The following is a 15,980-nucleotide window of genomic DNA, read 5'->3' on the forward strand; positions in this document are numbered from 1 at the left end:
TTCGTCGGGGCACGGCCGCCGCCCCTCACTCAAGCGTGGCCCGGCACGACGGCACGCGCACAACGGGCCGCCCGCCCCGCCGGGCCCGGCGCGAGCCCCCGCACGCCGTCGGGCCACCGTGGGGCGGCCGGGCTGCCGGGCTGTCGGGTGGCCGAGTGGGGGCGGGCTCAGGGCGAGCGGGCCGGGCCGGCGGTGCGGGCCGGGCCGCCCAGGGAGATGGCCGGCCCGGCGGTCCCCCATGGCCCTGGAGTCCGGGCAGCGGTCCGGTCCGCCGCCGGCGGGGGCCGGCACCGGGATCGGTCACGGCGTCGGCCGGGATCGGCGCGGCGGTTGCCGGACCCGGCCGTGCGGACGTCAGGCCCGCCCCTCGCAGCTGGACCCGGCCGTGGCCGACGCCCGCCCCCGGCTCCCGTGCCGGTGGCGCGGGCGTCGCGCCCTCACCGGGACGCCCTCCCCATCCCGTCGCCCTCGGCGGCGGCCGGCGCCCAGGTGGTGAGGCGGCCGTCGTGGATCTCGGCGATGCGGTCGGCGGCCGCCAGGTGGGTGCGGTCGTGGGTGACCAGGACGGTGGCGGTGGCCTGCCGGCGGGTGAGGCGGGTGATCAGCTCCATGACGGCCGTGCCGCGTTCGTGGTCGAGAGCGCTGGTGGGCTCGTCCACCAGCAGCACCGTCGGGTCGTTCATCAGCGCGCGGGCGATGTTGACCCGCTGGCGCTGCCCTCCGGAGAGCTGGTGGGGGCGGCGGTGGGCCAGGTCCGCCAGGCCGACGGCGTCGAGCAGTTCCATGGCCCGGCCGCGGGCCTTGGCGGGCGGGCGGCCGTCGATGTGGGCGAGGACCTGGAGCTGTTCGACCGCGGTCAGCGACGGCAGCAGGTGGGGCTGCTGGAAGACGATGCCGATCCGGCGACGGCGCAGCTCGGCCAGTTCGCCGCGGGTCATGCCGGTGGTGACCGTGCCGTCGACGGTGACCGTGCCGGTGTCGGGGCCGATCAGGGTGGCGGCGACGGCGAGCAGGCTGGACTTGCCGGAGCCGGAGGGGCCGACGACCGCGGTCAGGGTGGACCGGGGGACGTCCAGGTCGACGTGGTCGAGGGCCGTCAGACGGGAGTCGCCGTCGGGGTAGGTCAGGGTGATGCCGGTCAGGCGCAGGCTCATCGGGCGCTCCCCAGGGCGGTCAGCGGGTCGACGGAGGTGACGCGGCGGACGGCCAGGGCGGCCCCGGCCACGCCGAGCAGGACCGTCACCGCCGCCGGTACGAGGACGGTGGCGAGGTCGAGGACGAACGGCACGGCGGAGCCGGCCACGGCGGCGCCGATGCCGACGGCGATGCCGGTACCGGTCAGCGTGCCCGCGAGGAGCAGCACGGCGGCCTGGCCGAGCGCGTCCTTCAGGAGGCCGGCGGTGGACGCGCCCAGCGCCTTCAGCACGGCGACGTCGCCGCTGCGCTGGATGGTCCACACGGTGAAGAACGCGCCGATCACCAGGGCGGAGATGACGAACAGGAAGCCGCGCATCAACTGCAGGGAGCCGTTCTCGGAGCGGTACGAACCGATCGCGGCCAGCGAGTCGTCCTTGGTGAGCGTCTTCGTGCCCGCGGCCCGGTCGGCCGCCGCCACGTCCGCGCCGGAGGTGGTGGTCAGGGCGATCACGGTCGCGAACGGCGCGCCGTCGGCGGGCGGTGCGGCCCGGCGCCAGACGGCGAGGTCGGTCCAGACGACCGGGGTGTGGCTGTAGTGGGCGTCGCCCCGGACGGCGCCGACCGTCAGCCGCCGTCCGGCGAGGGTGAAGGTGTCCCCGCGTTCGAGGCCCAGTTCGCCGGCGGCCGTGGTGGACAGCACGGCGGTGCGGGCGCCGAGCGAGCCGCTGTCCGGCGCGAGGGGCGAGCCGGGCCGTACGCCGAGGACACCGACGCCGGTGCTCCGGTTCCCCGCGGTGGCCCTGGTGGTCGTGATGCCCTGTGGTTCGGCGCCGGTGACGCCGGGGGTCCCGGCCCACCGCCGCCACTGCTCCTCGGTGACGGTGGAGTCGGAGTACACCGGTTCCCGCCCGTCGCCGGGCGCGTCGAAGACGATCCTGTCGGCGGGCAGGGACGTGATCGCGGAAACGTTCTGCTGTGCCAGCCCCGCGGTCAGGCCGGACAGCAGCCCGACCAGCAGGGTGATCAGTACGATGACGGTCCCCATCAGGGCGAAGCGCCCCTTGGCGAACCTGAGGTCTCTCCAGGCGACGAACACTGCCTCGGTCCTGCCCTCTTCGGTGGTGGAAGCGTTGGGTCTCCACCGTCGCGGCCCGCCCCCCGCCCGGGCATCCGGCCGAGGACCACACTTCGGGGGCGGAAAGGCGGCACCCGAGTTGTAACTTTCGGCAGAGGCCCGAACCGTTGCGCCTGCCTAGTCTGAGAGGACCGTGAACACCACCGCTCCGCCCCCGACCCCGATCCCGACCACCCGCGCGCTGGCCTGGTGCCTGCACCTGCTGGTCGTCGCCCTGCTCGCCCTGGCCGGGGTGCGCGCCGTCGGCGGCGGCCTGCCGCACGCCGGGGCGGTCGTCGCCGTCGCGGCGCTCTGCGCGCTGGTCTACGCGGTCGGCCCGGCCCTGTCCCGCGTCCGGCGCTCCCGGCGGGCCGCCGCGCTGTGGCTGGCCGCCGTCGGCCTGGTGTGGCTGACGCTGCTGGTCCTGTCCGCCGACGCCGTCTGGGTCGCCTTCCCGCTCTACTTCCTCCAGCTGCACCTGCTGTCCCGGCGGGCGGGACTCGCCGCGGTGGCGGCCACCGCGGTCGCGGCCGTCGCGGGCTTCGCCGCCCACCAGGACGCGTTCGGCCCGGCCATGGCCATCGGGCCCGCGCTCGGTGCCGCCGTGGCCGTCGCCGTGGTGTGGGGCTACCAGGCCCTGTACCGGGAGAGCGAGCAGCGGCGCCGGCTGATCGAGGAACTCACCGCGACCCGCGCCGACCTCGCCACCGCGCAGCACACCGCCGGTGTCCTCGCCGAGCGCGAACGGCTGGCGCACGAGATCCACGACACCCTCGCCCAGGGGCTGACCAGCATCCAGTTGCTGCTGCGGGCCGCCGAGCGCTCCCTTCCCGGGCGGCCCGAGGCCGCCGCCCGGCACGTCGACCAAGCGCGGCAGACCGCCATGGACAACCTGGCCGAGGCCCGCCGTTTCGTCGCCGCCCTCGCGCCGCCCGCGCTGGAGGGCGCCACGCTCGCCGACGCGCTGCGACGCCTGTGCGCGACCACCGGCGCCCGGCACCGGCTCACCGTGCGCTGCGACCTCGCCGGCGCCCCGGCGCAGCTGCCGACCGCGTACGAGGTCGCCCTGCTGCGCATCGCCCAGTCCGCCCTCGCCGACACCGTCCGCCACGCGGGCGCCACCAGCGCCGATGTCACCCTCGGCCGCGCCGGGGACCAGGTCGTCCTCTCCGTCGTCGACGACGGCACCGGGTTCGACGCCGGCGGGCTGCCCGCCCCCGGCCCCGAGGGCGGTGGCTTCGGGCTCACCGCCATGCGGGCCCGCGCACAGGCCCTGGGCGGCACCCTGACCGTCACCTCCGCCCCCGGGCACGGCACCGCGCTGACCGCCCGGCTGCCCCTGCCCCCGCTCCCGTCCCCGTCGCCGCCCCCGGCGACCGAGCCCGAGGCCCGCCCGTGACCGACACCCCCGTCCGCCTCCTCCTGGCCGACGACCACCCCGTGGTCCGGGCCGGGCTGCGCGCCGTGCTGGAGACCGAACCCGGACTCGTGGTCGTCGCCGAGGCGGCCACCGCCGAGGAAGCCGTCGCCCGGGCCGCCGGCGGCGACATCGACGTCGTCCTCATGGACCTCCGGTTCGGCAGGGGCATGGGCGGCGCACAGGCCACCGCCGCCATCACCGCACGCCCCGGCGCACCCCGGGTGCTGATCGTCACCACCTACGACTCCGACGCCGACACCCTGCCCGCCATCGAGGCCGGAGCGACCGGCTACCTGCTCAAGGACGCGCCGCCCGAGGAGCTGGCGGCGGCCGTCCGCACCGCCGCCGCCGGCCGCACCGCGCTGGCCCCCGCGGTCGCGGCCCGGCTGATGAACCGGCTGCGGACCCCCGCGACCGCCCTGACCCCGCGTGAGACGGAGGTGCTCGCCCTGGTCGCCGAGGGCCTGTCCAACCAGGCGATCGGCGAACGCCTGCACCTCACCGAGGGCACCGTGAAGTCACACCTCGCCCGCGTCTACACGAAACTGGACGTCGACTCGCGCACCGCCGCCGTGGCCGCCGCCACCGGCCTCGGCCTCATCCGCCGCTGACCGGGGCCGCCGCCCGACGACAGGACAGGGCCACGGAGCCCGCCCGCCGCCGGGCAGCCGGTGCGCTGTCACGGGCCGGTGCGCTGTCACGGGCCGGCGCGTTGTCACGGGCCGGCGTGCGCGCCCGGGGAGGTCCGGTGGCCGGGCACCTTGGCGCTGCCCGGGCCGCTCCGGGGCCCGCCGGTACGACGGCCGGGCGCACGCGCGCGGTCTGCCCGGCCGGGTCGGCGGGAGCCTGCTAAGATACCGGCACACGCAAGCCTTCTCGGTGCGGACAGCGGTCCGCCGAGGAGGCTTTTCTCATGCCCGGGCGAGCGCCCCGGCAGCGCCGACCCGTCTCGAAGCCGTCCGGCCCGCCTCCGCGCGCCGGGGCCGCCGGGTCCCCCACCTCCGTCCCACCCCTCGCGTGAAAGAGGCTGCCCATGCACGAACGAACCCGCACCGCCGCGGCCGCCGGCACCTGGCGACTCGGTGAACTGACCGTACAACGACTGGGGTTGGGCGCGATGCACCTGACGGGTACGGCGCCGTTCGACCGCGGCGCACCGTGCGACCGGGACCGGTCGATCGGCCTGCTGCGGCGGGCCGTCGAACTGGGCGTGAACCACATCGACACCGCCGCGTTCTACTTCTCCGCGACGCGTTCCGCCAACGAGCTGATCAACCGGGCGCTGGCGCCGTACCCGGAGGACCTGGTCATCGCGACGAAGGTGTGGCCGGGCCGTGACGCCTCGCGTGCCTGGTGGTGGGCCCGCCCGGCGCAGTTGCGCGCCCAGGTGGAGGAGAACCTGCGGCAGCTCGGCCGGGACCACCTGGACGTGGTGAACCTGCGGGTGCCGCCCAGCCGGCGCCAGGGTCCGATCGGCGAGCACTTCGGCGCGCTGGCCGAGCTGCGCGCCGCGGGTCTGGTCCGGCACCTGGGCGTCTCCAACGTCACGCCGGAGCAGCTGACGGAGGCACTCGCCATCGCTCCCGTCGTCTGCGTGCAGAACCCGTACGGCGTCGGCGCGTCCGACGCGGAGCAGGCGCTGCTGGAGCGCTGCGGTGAACTGGGCATCGCCTTCGTGCCGTTCTTCGCCATCGCCGGTGCCGGGCGCGAGGCGGGCCCGGCGGCCCGGGACGGCGAGCGGGCGGAGGTGCGGTCCGTCGCCCGCGCGCACGGAGTCTCCGTCGCGCAGGTCCGCCTGGCCTGGACCCTGCACCAGGGCCCGCACGTCCTGGCGATCCCGGGGACCGGGGACCCCGGTCACCTGGAGCAGAACATCGCGGCCGGGTCGCTGAGGTTCTCGGCCGAGGAGCAGAGGCTCCTGCGGCTCTGAGCGCACCCGGCGCGAAGCGCCCGCGGTGTTCCCGGCCGGTCCTTCGGCGAGGCCCGGCACGAGGGGCCCGCACCCGCCGGCGACGCCGTCGCGGTTCCGCCGCCCCGAGCCGGTCCGGCCGGGGCGGCGGAACCCGGGGTCAGTCCTGGAGCTTCGACGCGTCCACGACCTCGCCGGGCGGCGGGGGCGTGACGGACACCGGCTCGTCGAACCCGGAGAACTCGAACGAACCGGCCTCCTCGCCACCCTCGATGGTCATCTTGAGCGCGTAGGGCTCCCCCTCGGCGGCGATGAGGAGGGTCAGCTTCTCGGCGCCGTCCTTCCCGTTGAGCGTCACCGCGCGCCTGCCGTCGACCTCGGTGTCCGCGCCCCTGGTGAGGCGAGTCTTCTTGCCGTCGTCCTCGAACATCCGGGTGACGTCGCAGAAGGGGAACTTGTCCTCGGCCTTCTCTCCCGCGGGTAACCTGAGCCAGCGTCCCTTCAGCAGCCGGGCCGTGCCTTCCGCCTCCTCGGCCGACGCGCCCTTGTCGCCGCCCGTCTCCCGCCAGAACGTGTCGCCACCCTTCACGTAGGTGACGCCACCGACCTGACGGATCTGGGCGGCCGCGCTCCCGTTGCCGAGAGTGCCCTGGCAGACACCCTTCCGGGCGACGGCGAAGTCGAGGGTCGAGCGCTCACCGTCGGTGGTCATGCCGCCTTTGACCCTGACGGAGTCCAGCTTCGTCATGGCCACGCGGGCTTTCTCGGAAATCTGGTCAGGAGTCAGCCCCTTGAGCTGATCGGCCGGCTTCGCGGGCGACGGCGTCGCGGACACGGAGTCACCCGCCCCCTTGGCGTCGGCCGTCTTGTCGTCTCCGCAGGCGGTGAGCGTCGTCACCGCCGTGGCGCAGAGGGCCGCGGCCGCCAGCAGAGTGCGCTTGTTCATCTTCATTACCCCTTAAACGATCTCGTCCATTGATCCGACCAGGGGGCGGCGCGAAGGGATGCGGTGATCGGAGCGTGATCCGGCTCACAACGGCCGTGCGGAGGTGGGTCGTAGGGCGCCGGACCTCAAGAACCTCAGTCATCGGCCCGCACCCGGACGGGAGTTGCCCCCTCCGCCCGGAGGCGGCCCGCGAACGCGCCGTGTCCACGCCCGAGTATGGTGATCACCTACCGGCTGATCTGCCCGACAGCGCCCTGGAGTTGCCATGACGACCGCCCCACAGTCACCCGCGCCGATCGACACCAGCAAGGCACACCCCGCGCGGGTCTACGACTGGCTCCTGGGCGGCAAGGACAACTATCCGGTCGACGAGGCGGTGGGGGCGCACCTGCCACCCGAGGCGAAGGCCGCGGCGCGGCAGAACCGCCAGTTCATGCACCGGGCGGCCGCCTGGCTCGCCGGGCAGGGCGTCGACCAGTTCCTGGACATCGGCACGGGCATCCCGACCGAGCCCAACCTCCACCAGATCGTGCAGAAGATCGTGCCGACGGCGAAGGTCGTCTACACCGACAACGACCCGATCGTCCTCCGGCACGCCGAGGCACTGCTGGTCAGCCGGCCCGAGGGCATGACCGACTACATCGAGGCCGACGTCCGGCAGCCGCAGGGCATCGTCGAACACGCCCAGCGGATACTGGACTTCGACCGTCCGATAGCGCTGTCCCTCATCGCGCTGATGCACTTCATCCCCGATGCTCAGGACGCGCACGGCATCGTCCGGAACCTGGTGGCCACCCTCCCTCCGGGCAGCTACCTCGTGCTGTCGCACGCCGCGTCCGACCTGTTCCCGGAACTCGCCGCGCAGGTGACCGCCGAGTACGCCAAGGGCGGCATCGAGCTCGGCTTCCGCACCCGGGCGGAGGTCGGCCGGTTCTTCGACGGCATGGAGCTGGTGGCCCCCGGCCTGGTGACGGCGACGGAGTGGGTCAAGTCCGCCCCGGCCCCGGCGCCGGAGGGCAGCGGCATCTACGCGGGCGTGGCGCGCGTCTCCTGAGGCGCCGACCGAGGCGGGCCCCGGGCCTCCCCTGCCGCGCGCCCACGGGTGCGCCGCCCTCGCGCTCCTCTGCGCCGCCAGAGCCGTCCTGGCCGTGACACACCGCCGGCCCAGCGTCCGGCGTACCGGGGCCGGTCACCGCTGTCCGTTGCCGGGGTCGCCGCTCCGCACCGCCAGGGCGGCGACCTCGGGGATCGCCGCGAAGGCCTGACGCATGTGCCGGACGAGTGCCGCACGGTCCCGTCGCGCGGCGTCCGACGCGTTCCAGGACTCCAGTGCGCAGTGCCAGGCGGCGAGCATGAGGTCCAGCAGCAGGCGGAGTTGGGTGCGGCCCGGGGAGTTCTCGGCGAGCCGGTCCGCCACGATCCGCACCACGTCCGCGGAGACCTCCGCGCAGTGGCGCAGACTGTGGGCGGTCAGCGCGGGGGTGCGGTCGGTCAGACCGCGGCTGGCCACGAAGCGCTGCTCCCACCCGTCCGTCATCCGCCCGAGCGCGGCGAACAGCGCGTCCTCGTACGCGCCGAGCAGGCGCTCGGTAGTCAGGGGCCGCGTCCGGACATCGGCCAGGTACGCGTCCCACAGCTCCTTCTCCGGGGCCAGGGCCACGTCTTCCTTCGACGTGAACACGCGAAAGAAGGTGCGTTTGGAGACCTCCACCGCATCGACGATCTCGTCCAGTGTGACGGTGTCGAAGTCCCGCTCGGTGAAGAGTGCGAGGGCCGTGACGACCAGGGCTTGGCGGGTCCGCAGCTTCTTGCGCTCACGCAGCGGCAGGTTCTCCGGGTCCTTCGGCACGAACTCGAGCCTATCAGGCTCATTTGCCACTTGTTGGCTAGTGCCCCTCAGTGGCACATTCGGGGGCGTGAAGGCACTGACGATCGATCACTCGGCCCCGGGACACCTCGCGCTCACCACGGTCGCCGACCCCCAACCCGCGGCCCACCAGGCTCTGATACAAGTCCACTCGTTCTCCCTCAACGCGGGCGAGGTCCACCATGCGGTCCCCGAGGGCGAAGCCGGCACGGTGCCCGGCTGGGACGCCGCGGGTGTCGTGATCCGCGCGGCCGCCGACGGCTCCGGTCCCCCGCCCGGCACACCCGTGGTCACCGTTGCGGCCGACGGCGCGTGGGCGGAACTGCGGGCCGTGGACACCGGTTTGATCGGCACCGTGCCCGAAGGAACCGATCTCGGCCCGATCAGCACCCTGCCGGTCGCCGCGGGGACGGCTCTGCGCGCCCTGCACCGCATCGGCCCGATCCTGGGGCGGCGCGTCCTGGTGACCGGCGCGGGCGGCGGCGTGGGCCGCTTCGCCCTCCAGCTGGCGGCCCGGGGCGGCGCCCATGTCACCGCGGTCACCGGTGATCCGGCGAAGGCGGAGGACCTGCGCGCCCTCGGCGCCGACGAGGTCGTCACGGATCCGGCCTCGCTCCAGGACATCGAGCCGGTGCACGGCGTGGTCGAACTGGTCGGCGGCGCCCACCTGGTCACCGCGCACGGTGCCCTGGCGGAGCACGGCGTGCTGGTGAGCGCGGGGCACATCTCGGGCCAGGGGGAACAGTTCCCCTTCGGCGCCCTGTTCGGCCACGGCCGCCGCCACAACCGCCAGATCGCCACCTACTACCTGCTCGACGATGCCGTGGGACTGGGCGCCGACCTCACCTGGCTCGCCGCGCTCACCGCGCGCGGTGAGTTGGATCCGCAAGTCGCGCTGCGTACGGACTGGACGGACGTGACCCGGGCGACCGCCGAACTGGCGGCCCGCCGCGTGCCGGGCAAGGCCGTGATCGACATCCGCTGAACGGCGAGACGGAAGAGCCGGTGCGGTCGCTGTCGTACCGGCCTGGGGCCCGGCCGGCCGCGGGACGCCGGACCGGACCGCTGCCGCGCGGGCGCGGACCGGCGGATCCGCCGTACCCGACCGGAGCGGGCACGGAACGTCGGGTGCGGCGGGGCCCGTCCTCCGTAGCGTCGGTGACCGGAAGGGAAGGAGGCCCGGGTTGCTGGATCGGCTGAACCAGGCCATGGAGCACATCGAGGACCGCCTCGACCAGCACATCGAGGTGTCCGCGCTGGCCCGCGTCACGGCCACGTCGGAGTACCACTTCCGGCGGCTGTTCTCGTCGCTGGCGGGGATGCCGCTGTCGGAGTACGTCCGGCGCCGGCGGCTCACCGTGGCGGGGGCCGCGGTGCTGGCCGGGGAACCGACCTTGCTGGAGATCGCGGTGCGCTACGGCTACACCTCGGGGGAGGCCTTCGCCCGGGCGTTCCGCGCCGTGCACGGGGTCGGACCCGGCGAGGCGAGGCGGACCGGCGCGGCGCTGAACTCGCAGCCCCGGCTCTCCTTCCGCCTCACCGTCGAAGGGAACAGCACCATGCGGTACCGCATCGTGGAGAAGCGGGCATTCCGGGTCGTCGGCAGGAAGGCCCGCGTCCCGCTGATCCACCGGGGCGTCAACCCGCACATCGCCGAGCACATCCGGAGCATCCCGCCGGAGACGATGCTGCGGATCGCCGCTCTGCCGGACCAGGACCCGCGGGGCGTGGTGTCGGCGACCGTGCGCCTGTCGGACGACTTCCAGGAAGGGAGCGCACTCGACTACTACCACGCCGTGACGACCACGGCCGCCGAGGTGCCCGGGGACCTCGACGTGCTGGACTGCCCGGCGGGAACCTGGGCCGTGTTCGAGAACACCGGGCCCTTCCCGCAGGCCCTCCAGCGGATGTGGGGTGACGTCGCCGCCCAGTGGATCCCGTCCAATCCGTACGAGTACCGTCCGGGGCCGGAGATCCTGCGCACCCGCCCGTCCGAGGGCGACCCGGCGCAGTCCGACGCGCAACTGTGGATCCCGGTGACCCGTACGGCGGTCTGAGCGCCGCCGGTGGCTCCGGCGATCGGCTTCGGCGCCAGGTTCCGGGAGCACGGGCTGATCACCCATGACGGCGGTACGTCGGGCGTCGGGATCGGCTTCTGCCCCTGGTGCGGACGGCGGCTCCCCGAGTCGCAGCGCGACCGGTGGTTCGACGAGCCGGCGCGGCGCGGCATCGATCCCGGGGAGGACGAGGTGCCCGCCGGGTTCCGGGATCACCGCCGGCTCACCCTCCGAGGAAGCTCCGGTGGGGCCCCGGCCCGGCACGTGGCGGGTGCCCCGGGGCCGGGCCGGTACCGGGAAGAGCGTGCCGTCGGTCCGACGGCACGCTCTTCCGAAGGGGTGTGAGGGGGGCCGGTGTGCGCCGCCCGCTCCCCCGTGCACACCGTCAGCGCAGGCGCAGCGCCTCGCGGACCGTGGTGAACAGGTCGGTCTGGTTGGTCACGCCGAGGACGCGGTAGGCCAGCGGGCCCTGGGCGGCGATGCGGACCTGGGTGCCCGTGTGCTCCTGGGACTGGCCCGGGGTGTTGGTGGAGTAGTTGACCTTGAGCTGCTGGCCCTCGTTGGTGACGAGAGTGCTGGTCAGCCCGGGCGGGGTGGCCTCCAGCGGGACGATCTGGCTGGTGTGGCCGTGGTCGGCGGTGGTGACCACGAGGGTGTCGGGGTGCTTGGCCGCGTAGGCGCGCGCGACCTTCACCGCGCGGTCGAACGCCGCGGTCTCGCCGATCTGGCCGCAGGGGTCGGCGGCGTGGTCCTGCTTGTCGATCGAGGCACCCTCGATCTGGAGGAAGAAGCCCTGCTTGGAGTGGATCCGCCGCTGCTTGTCCTCAAGGAGCTGGAGCGCCTTGGTGGCGGAGTCCGCGAGGCTCGGGGTGGTCGACGGCCGGTTCGGGTTGGCGGTGACGCACCGCTGCGGGCTGGTGCCGCCGACCGCGGCCGCCTTGCCGGTCCACTCGGTGGGCACGTTGCCCGAGGAGAGCAGGCCCAGCACCGGCTTGCCGGCCTTGGCGCCCTTCAGGGTCGCCGCGTCGGTGACGACCTGGTAGCCGAGCTTCCTGGCCTGCTGGGTGACGGTGAGGCCCTTGTACCTGCCCTGGGTGATCGTCTGGTCGAAGCGCTGCCTGCCGCCGCCGATGAGGACGTCGACCTTGTGGTTGACCTCCTGCTCGGCGATCGAGCCGGGACCGCCCGCGGCGATCGTGTCGGTGGGGCACTTGGCCATGTCGGCCGGGCCCTGGCAGGAGCGGTCCGTGGCGTGGGAGGCGAGCACGGCCGGGGTGGCGTCGGTCAGTTCGGCGGTGGTGACGTTGCCGGTGGCATAGCCGTTGCGCTGCGCCAGCTCCAGGAGGGTCTTCACCGGCTTGTCGGTGCCGGGCGTCTTGGAGATGCGGCCGTTCACGGTCTTCACACCGGTGGCCCAACCGGTGCCGCTGGCGGCGGAGTCGGTGACGTAGTCCGGGGTGCCGTCGGCGTGCACCGCGTACGTGGTGTAGGCGCCGGTGAGCGGGAACTTGTCCATGTTCAGGCGGCCGTTGGCGCCGACGGTGTAGTCACGGGCGAGGGTGATCTCCGAGTCACCCATGCCGTCACCGATGAGCAGGATGACGTTCTTCGCCTTCCCGCCCTTGATCGCGTCCTTCGCCTGCTGCGCGTTGTCGGAGGCGCCGGCGGCGGTGGTCACGGCCACGGCGGCCGTGGTCGCGGCGACGAGGGCGGTGGCGACGATGAGGTGACGGCGGGCGGGTCTGTGCATGGAATGACTCCTTGAAGCGTCCCGTTGGAACCATGTGGGCACCAACGGGAGCCAGATCACCAGGCGTTTGCGAAGCGCAGGTGAACACCCGCTCATGTGTGTGCATCGGGAACGTGACACGCGCCCGGGTGCGCCCGGCGCCGGTATGCGGAACGGACCGGCGTCCTCTCGGCGGTGAATCCGGCCGGCGGACGACGGAGCCACCACGCGAACGGCCTGCTCCGACCGTGACCGGGAGGCCGGTGGGGCCCGCCGACGGCCTCGTCACCAGCCGGGAGAACGGAGCCCGGCACGGAGGTGTTCCCTGCCCCGGTCCGTGCGAGCCCGGCCGGCGTCCGGCTCACGCGGCTTTCTGCGAGGCCGCCGCCTCGGGGCGCAGGTCGTCGAGGGTGAGCCGGTGCGACGGCGGATCGGGCAGGATCACCCGCCGGGTGGTGTGCAGGCCGGGGCCGACGTGCAGGAGTTCGCCGGGTTCCAGCAGGCGCCAGCGGGGGTTGTCGTCCATGCGTTCGCTGGCGACGACGACGGCCGGATGTTCGGCCAGGTGGGCGGAGTGGACGCGCATCCGGCCGTGGCTGCCCGTGTGGTCCAGGTGCCGGCTCCCGTGCTCGCCGCCCGCCGCTCGCTCCAGGACGTACAGCTCGTGCGTGTCCGGGTAACGCAGCGCCCACAGCCGGTCGGGGGTGATGAGGACGAGGTTGAGGGCGTAGACGGGCAGGTTCCCGGCGATCCACCGCGCGGCCTGCTCGATCCCCGCGGAGACGTCGCCGTCGTGCTTGCGCGTCTCCTCGGTGATCAGCGCGAAGAACCGCTCGGAGTCGGTGTCGCCCTTCACCAGTGACCGGCCCTCGCCCAGGTGCTCGTCGAGCCGGTCCAAGCCCTCGATGACCCCGTTGTGCGCGAACAGCCGCCCTTGCAGCTCGAAGGGGTGGGTGTTGCGGGTGTCCAGGCCGCCCGTGGAGGCGAAGCGCACATGGGCGAGGAAGGTGGCCGACCGCACATGACGTGCCTCCTGGGCGAAGGCACGGTCCTCGTAGGCCGCGAGGGGGGCCTTGTCGACGCGTGGGGTGCCGTCGTCGGCGAAGTACCCGAGGCCCGTGCCGTCCGGGTCGTGACGGCTCTGGCGGCTGAGGCTGTCGGGCGCGTCGAGGAGCCAGAAGGTGGCGTGGGTGCGGGTCGGGGCACTGCTGAGGCCGAACAGGCGGCACACGGGCTTCCTCCTCGATCGCCGGACAGGCCGATTGTCCCAGTGGCGGAGGGCGCCGACCACTTCAGCGCCGCCCGCGGCTCCGCCGTACCGCGGGCGGGCGAACGGCTCGGGTGCCGCACGGCCACCGGTTTCACGAGACCTGCTGCACCAGCATCCAGGTGGCGACCGCCAGGAACAGCACTCCGGTCACCCGCTGCACGGCGTACCCCTTCGCCGTGGGCTCGGTGGCGTCGGGGTCCTTCACCCAGCCGCGCTGGAGGTTCCTGTTCGCGCGCCACAACAGCTGCGGGCGTACGACCTGGACGAGCCCCGCGATCAGGAAGAGGCACAAGAACACGATGAGGAAGGGGTTGCCGCCACCGCCGTCCGAGGCGGCCCGTATCAGTACCTGTCGATCCATGGATCTCCGGATGCCCTGACGCGCTCTCAGGGAAACGGGGGTGCACCGAGGAAGCCGGAGAAGCGGGGAAAGTCGGGGAAGCCGGGGAAGCCGGCCGACGGGAACGGTGTGATCGGGCCGTCGCCGCGTGGGTCAAGTGCCCGACGGTTCCTGCTCACGGGCGCGCAGGTACGCCTCCAGCTCGGCCGCGCCCGACAGCATCGCGCGTCCCCGTGCGGACAGCCGCCCGCGCCAGTCGCGCAGGGCCGCTTCGAGCGGCTCCAGCCCGCCGGCCGCCCTCACCTGGGCGAGCAGCGGGGCGATCTGCTCCAGGAGGTGACCGCCGCGCCGGAGTTGGTGGACCAGCCGGGCGTCGCGCACGTCGGCCTCGGCGTAGACGCGGTACCCGGTCAGCGGGTCGCGGCGGGGGCGTACCAGTCCCGCGTGCTCCCACTTGCGCAGGGTCGCGGGACGGATCCCGAGGCTCTCCGCGAGCGGCCCGATGAACGTGCCGCCGGAACCGGGCACCGAGACCGGCCCGGGCGCCGTACCGGAGCCCAGATCGCGCAGGGCGCCCTCCACGGCCTCCAGGGTCCGGCGGTCGTCGAGGAGCTGGGCGTGGTCCCCGTCGATCAGGCGGAACGCCTCCTCCACCGCGTCCCCGTTGACCGCCCGCATGACCGCGGCCGCCGTCGGGTGGCCGTGCCCCGGCACCAGCGCGAGGAAGGCGCGCAGGGCCCCCGCGTGCAGCGGGGTGTAGGTCCGGTAGCCGTGCGGCGTGCGGTCGGCGGCCGGGAGGATGCCGGCCTCCTCGTAGTTCCTGACCGCCTGCGTGGACAGACCGTGGCCGCGGGCCAGGTCGACCGGTCGCAGCCGCTTCGGGCTTTGAGACTTTCGACCCATCAACCTGCCGATTTCCGCGAGAAGTTCCAAACGAAGGTTCAACGATACCGTTGAAGCCATGACCGCAGACATCAAGGACACCGTGCGTGCCGTCGACGCCGCGGCCGTCATGGAGCTGATCCCGGCGCGGCCGCGCCTGCTCGCCCTGGGCGAGCCGACCCACGGCGAGGACTCCCTCCTGCGCCTGCGCAACGAGCTCTTCCGGCAACTCGTCGAGCGGGAGGGCTACCGGACGATCGCCGTCGAGAGCGACTGTCTGCGGGGTCTGGTCGTGGACGACTACGTCACCGGGGGCCCGGGCTCACTCGACGACGTGATGGAGCGCGGCTTCAGTCACGGCTGGTTCAACGCCTCCCCGCCCAACCGCGAGCTGGTGCGCTGGATGCGCGCCTACAACGACGGCCGGCCCGCCGCCGAGCGGTTGCGCTTCGCCGGGTTCGACGGTCCGCTGGAGATGACGGGCGCCGCGAGCCCCCGCCAGGCCCTCACGGCATTGCACGGCTACCTGGCCGCCCGGGTCGACGCGGGCCTGCTGCCCTGTACCGCGGCGACCCTCGACCGCCTGCTCGGCGCCGACGGCCGGTGGATCGAGCCCGCCGCGATGACGGACCCGGCCCGCTCCGTGGGACGGTCGGCCGAAGCCGCGGAGCTGCGGCTGCTCGCCGACGACCTGGTGGCGCTGCTCGACGAGCAGACGCCCCACCTGCTCGCGGTGACCTCCCGGGACGACTGGGAGCGGGCGCGGCTGCACGGGCGTACCGCGACCGGCCTGCTGCGCTACCACCACTGGATGGCGGACACCTCACCGGTCCGCATGGCCCGGCTGGTGGCGGCGCGGGACCGGATGATGGCCCGCAACCTCCTCGCTCTCGCCGCGCGGGGCCCCGTCCTCGCGCACGCGCACAACGCCCACCTCCAGCGGGTGAGGAGCACGATACGGATGGACGGCCGGCCGGTGGAGTGGTGGGGCGCCGGCGCGCTGGCGGGCGCCCGGCTCGGCGCCGGGTACGCCTTCGTGGCCACGGCGCTCGGCACGATCCGGCACCGCGGTGTGGACGCGCCGCCGCCGGACACCGTCGAGGGGCTCCTGTACGGGCTGCCGGAGGAACGCTGCGTCGTGGACGCGCCCCGGCTGGCCAGCGCCCTCGCCGGCCTGCGGCCGCGGCCCCGGGTCTCCCCGTGGTTCGGCTATGCCCCGCTGGACCCGGCCCGCCTGGCGGCGAGCGACGCGCTCGTCTTCGTCAAGGATGTACCGCCGAACGCACCCCGGTGAGGCGGCGCACGGGGG

16 protein-coding genes are annotated in these 15,980 nt (G+C 74.1%); 8 read left to right on the plus strand and 8 right to left on the minus strand.

Annotated elements, in window-relative coordinates; genetic code table 11:
- Positions 1-437: 437 nt before the first annotated feature.
- Positions 438-1,154: an ABC transporter ATP-binding protein gene (locus tag ACZ4K2_RS03555; RefSeq protein ID WP_467470041.1), complete on the minus strand. Its 717-nt coding sequence runs from the start codon at positions 1,152-1,154 to the stop codon at positions 438-440.
- Positions 1,151-2,233 carry an ABC transporter permease gene (locus tag ACZ4K2_RS03560; RefSeq protein ID WP_467470043.1) on the minus strand — a complete coding sequence of 361 codons (1,083 nt, stop codon included), beginning with the start codon at positions 2,231-2,233 and terminating at the stop codon, positions 1,151-1,153. The genes ACZ4K2_RS03555 and ACZ4K2_RS03560 overlap by 4 nt, the downstream gene beginning before the upstream one ends.
- Positions 2,234-2,405: 172 nt before the next feature.
- On the opposite strand from ACZ4K2_RS03560, the gene ACZ4K2_RS03565 reads away from it, so the two are divergent.
- The 3 genes from ACZ4K2_RS03565 to ACZ4K2_RS03575 all read left to right on the plus strand — a co-directional run bounded on the left by ACZ4K2_RS03565 (position 2,406) and on the right by ACZ4K2_RS03575 (position 5,601).
- Positions 2,406-3,650: a sensor histidine kinase gene (locus ACZ4K2_RS03565; protein ID WP_467470045.1), complete on the plus strand. Its 1,245-nt coding sequence runs from the start codon at positions 2,406-2,408 to the stop codon at positions 3,648-3,650.
- Positions 3,647-4,282, plus strand: a complete 636-nt coding sequence (locus ACZ4K2_RS03570) for a response regulator (RefSeq protein ID WP_467470047.1) — start codon at positions 3,647-3,649, stop codon at positions 4,280-4,282. The genes ACZ4K2_RS03565 and ACZ4K2_RS03570 overlap by 4 nt, the downstream gene beginning before the upstream one ends.
- Before the next feature lie 422 nt (positions 4,283-4,704).
- Complete coding sequence (locus tag ACZ4K2_RS03575; protein WP_467470049.1) at positions 4,705-5,601, plus strand: aldo/keto reductase; 897 nt, start codon at positions 4,705-4,707, stop codon at positions 5,599-5,601.
- Between the two features lie 139 nt (positions 5,602-5,740).
- Here ACZ4K2_RS03575 and ACZ4K2_RS03580 read toward each other — a convergent pair whose 3' ends face one another.
- Positions 5,741-6,526: a hypothetical protein gene (locus ACZ4K2_RS03580; RefSeq protein WP_467470052.1), complete on the minus strand. Its 786-nt coding sequence runs from the start codon at positions 6,524-6,526 to the stop codon at positions 5,741-5,743.
- Positions 6,527-6,791: 265 nt separating this feature from the next.
- Here ACZ4K2_RS03580 and ACZ4K2_RS03585 point away from each other — a divergent pair, with 265 nt between their 5' ends.
- Positions 6,792-7,580: an SAM-dependent methyltransferase gene (locus ACZ4K2_RS03585; RefSeq protein ID WP_467470053.1), complete on the plus strand. Its 789-nt coding sequence runs from the start codon at positions 6,792-6,794 to the stop codon at positions 7,578-7,580.
- Between the two features lie 135 nt (positions 7,581-7,715).
- Here ACZ4K2_RS03585 and ACZ4K2_RS03590 read toward each other — a convergent pair whose 3' ends face one another.
- Entirely contained in the window at positions 7,716-8,375 is a 660-nt protein-coding gene (locus tag ACZ4K2_RS03590) for a TetR/AcrR family transcriptional regulator (RefSeq protein WP_467470055.1), read from the minus strand.
- A 67-nt stretch (positions 8,376-8,442) separates the two neighbouring features.
- Here ACZ4K2_RS03590 and ACZ4K2_RS03595 point away from each other — a divergent pair, with 67 nt between their 5' ends.
- The 3 genes from ACZ4K2_RS03595 to ACZ4K2_RS03605 all read left to right on the plus strand — a co-directional run bounded on the left by ACZ4K2_RS03595 (position 8,443) and on the right by ACZ4K2_RS03605 (position 10,795).
- Entirely contained in the window at positions 8,443-9,378 is a 936-nt protein-coding gene (locus ACZ4K2_RS03595) for a zinc-binding dehydrogenase (protein ID WP_467470057.1), read from the plus strand.
- A gap of 199 nt (positions 9,379-9,577) precedes the next feature.
- Entirely contained in the window at positions 9,578-10,450 is an 873-nt protein-coding gene (locus tag ACZ4K2_RS03600; RefSeq protein ID WP_467470060.1) for an AraC family transcriptional regulator, read from the plus strand.
- A gap of 9 nt (positions 10,451-10,459) precedes the next feature.
- Positions 10,460-10,795: a DUF6980 family protein gene (locus tag ACZ4K2_RS03605; RefSeq protein WP_467470062.1), complete on the plus strand. Its 336-nt coding sequence runs from the start codon at positions 10,460-10,462 to the stop codon at positions 10,793-10,795.
- 40 nt (positions 10,796-10,835) lie between these two features.
- On the opposite strand, the gene ACZ4K2_RS03610 is transcribed toward ACZ4K2_RS03605, so the two are convergent.
- The 4 genes from ACZ4K2_RS03610 to ACZ4K2_RS03625 all read right to left on the minus strand — a co-directional run bounded on the left by ACZ4K2_RS03610 (position 10,836) and on the right by ACZ4K2_RS03625 (position 14,692).
- A complete protein-coding gene (locus ACZ4K2_RS03610; protein WP_467470063.1) occupies positions 10,836-12,200 on the minus strand; it encodes an alkaline phosphatase in 1,365 nt (454 codons plus the stop codon).
- Between the two features lie 340 nt (positions 12,201-12,540).
- Positions 12,541-13,410 carry a class II glutamine amidotransferase gene (locus ACZ4K2_RS03615; RefSeq protein WP_467470065.1) on the minus strand — a complete coding sequence of 290 codons (870 nt, stop codon included), beginning with the start codon at positions 13,408-13,410 and terminating at the stop codon, positions 12,541-12,543.
- A gap of 130 nt (positions 13,411-13,540) precedes the next feature.
- On the minus strand, positions 13,541-13,810 hold the full coding sequence (locus ACZ4K2_RS03620) for a DUF6199 family natural product biosynthesis protein (protein ID WP_467470067.1): 270 nt from the start codon (positions 13,808-13,810) through the stop codon (positions 13,541-13,543).
- Positions 13,811-13,942: 132 nt separating this feature from the next.
- Positions 13,943-14,692: a TioE family transcriptional regulator gene (locus tag ACZ4K2_RS03625; protein WP_467470068.1), complete on the minus strand. Its 750-nt coding sequence runs from the start codon at positions 14,690-14,692 to the stop codon at positions 13,943-13,945.
- Between the two features lie 58 nt (positions 14,693-14,750).
- On the opposite strand from ACZ4K2_RS03625, the gene ACZ4K2_RS03630 reads away from it, so the two are divergent.
- The gene (locus ACZ4K2_RS03630; RefSeq protein WP_467470070.1) at positions 14,751-15,965 is read left to right on the plus strand and encodes an erythromycin esterase family protein; all 1,215 of its coding nucleotides are present in this window, start codon (positions 14,751-14,753) and stop codon (positions 15,963-15,965) included.
- Positions 15,966-15,980: the final 15 nt, after the last annotated feature.

Source organism: Streptomyces sp. NPDC025833, from assembly GCF_055558055.1.

Excerpts from the sequence above, each read along its gene's own strand:
- ACZ4K2_RS03575 (WP_467470049.1), top strand. The coding sequence starts at position 4,705 with ATGCACGAACGAACCCGCACCGCCGCGGCCGCCGGCACCTGGCGACTC.
- ACZ4K2_RS03630 (WP_467470070.1), top strand. The coding sequence starts at position 14,751 with ATGACCGCAGACATCAAGGACACCGTGCGTGCCGTCGACGCCGCGGCC.
- ACZ4K2_RS03555 (WP_467470041.1), bottom strand. The coding sequence starts at position 1,154 with ATGAGCCTGCGCCTGACCGGCATCACCCTGACCTACCCCGACGGCGAC.
- ACZ4K2_RS03625 (WP_467470068.1), bottom strand. The coding sequence starts at position 14,692 with ATGGGTCGAAAGTCTCAAAGCCCGAAGCGGCTGCGACCGGTCGACCTG.
- ACZ4K2_RS03580 (WP_467470052.1), bottom strand. The coding sequence starts at position 6,526 with ATGAACAAGCGCACTCTGCTGGCGGCCGCGGCCCTCTGCGCCACGGCG.
- ACZ4K2_RS03585 (WP_467470053.1), top strand. The coding sequence starts at position 6,792 with ATGACGACCGCCCCACAGTCACCCGCGCCGATCGACACCAGCAAGGCA.
- ACZ4K2_RS03620 (WP_467470067.1), bottom strand. The coding sequence starts at position 13,810 with ATGGATCGACAGGTACTGATACGGGCCGCCTCGGACGGCGGTGGCGGC.
- ACZ4K2_RS03610 (WP_467470063.1), bottom strand. The coding sequence starts at position 12,200 with ATGCACAGACCCGCCCGCCGTCACCTCATCGTCGCCACCGCCCTCGTC.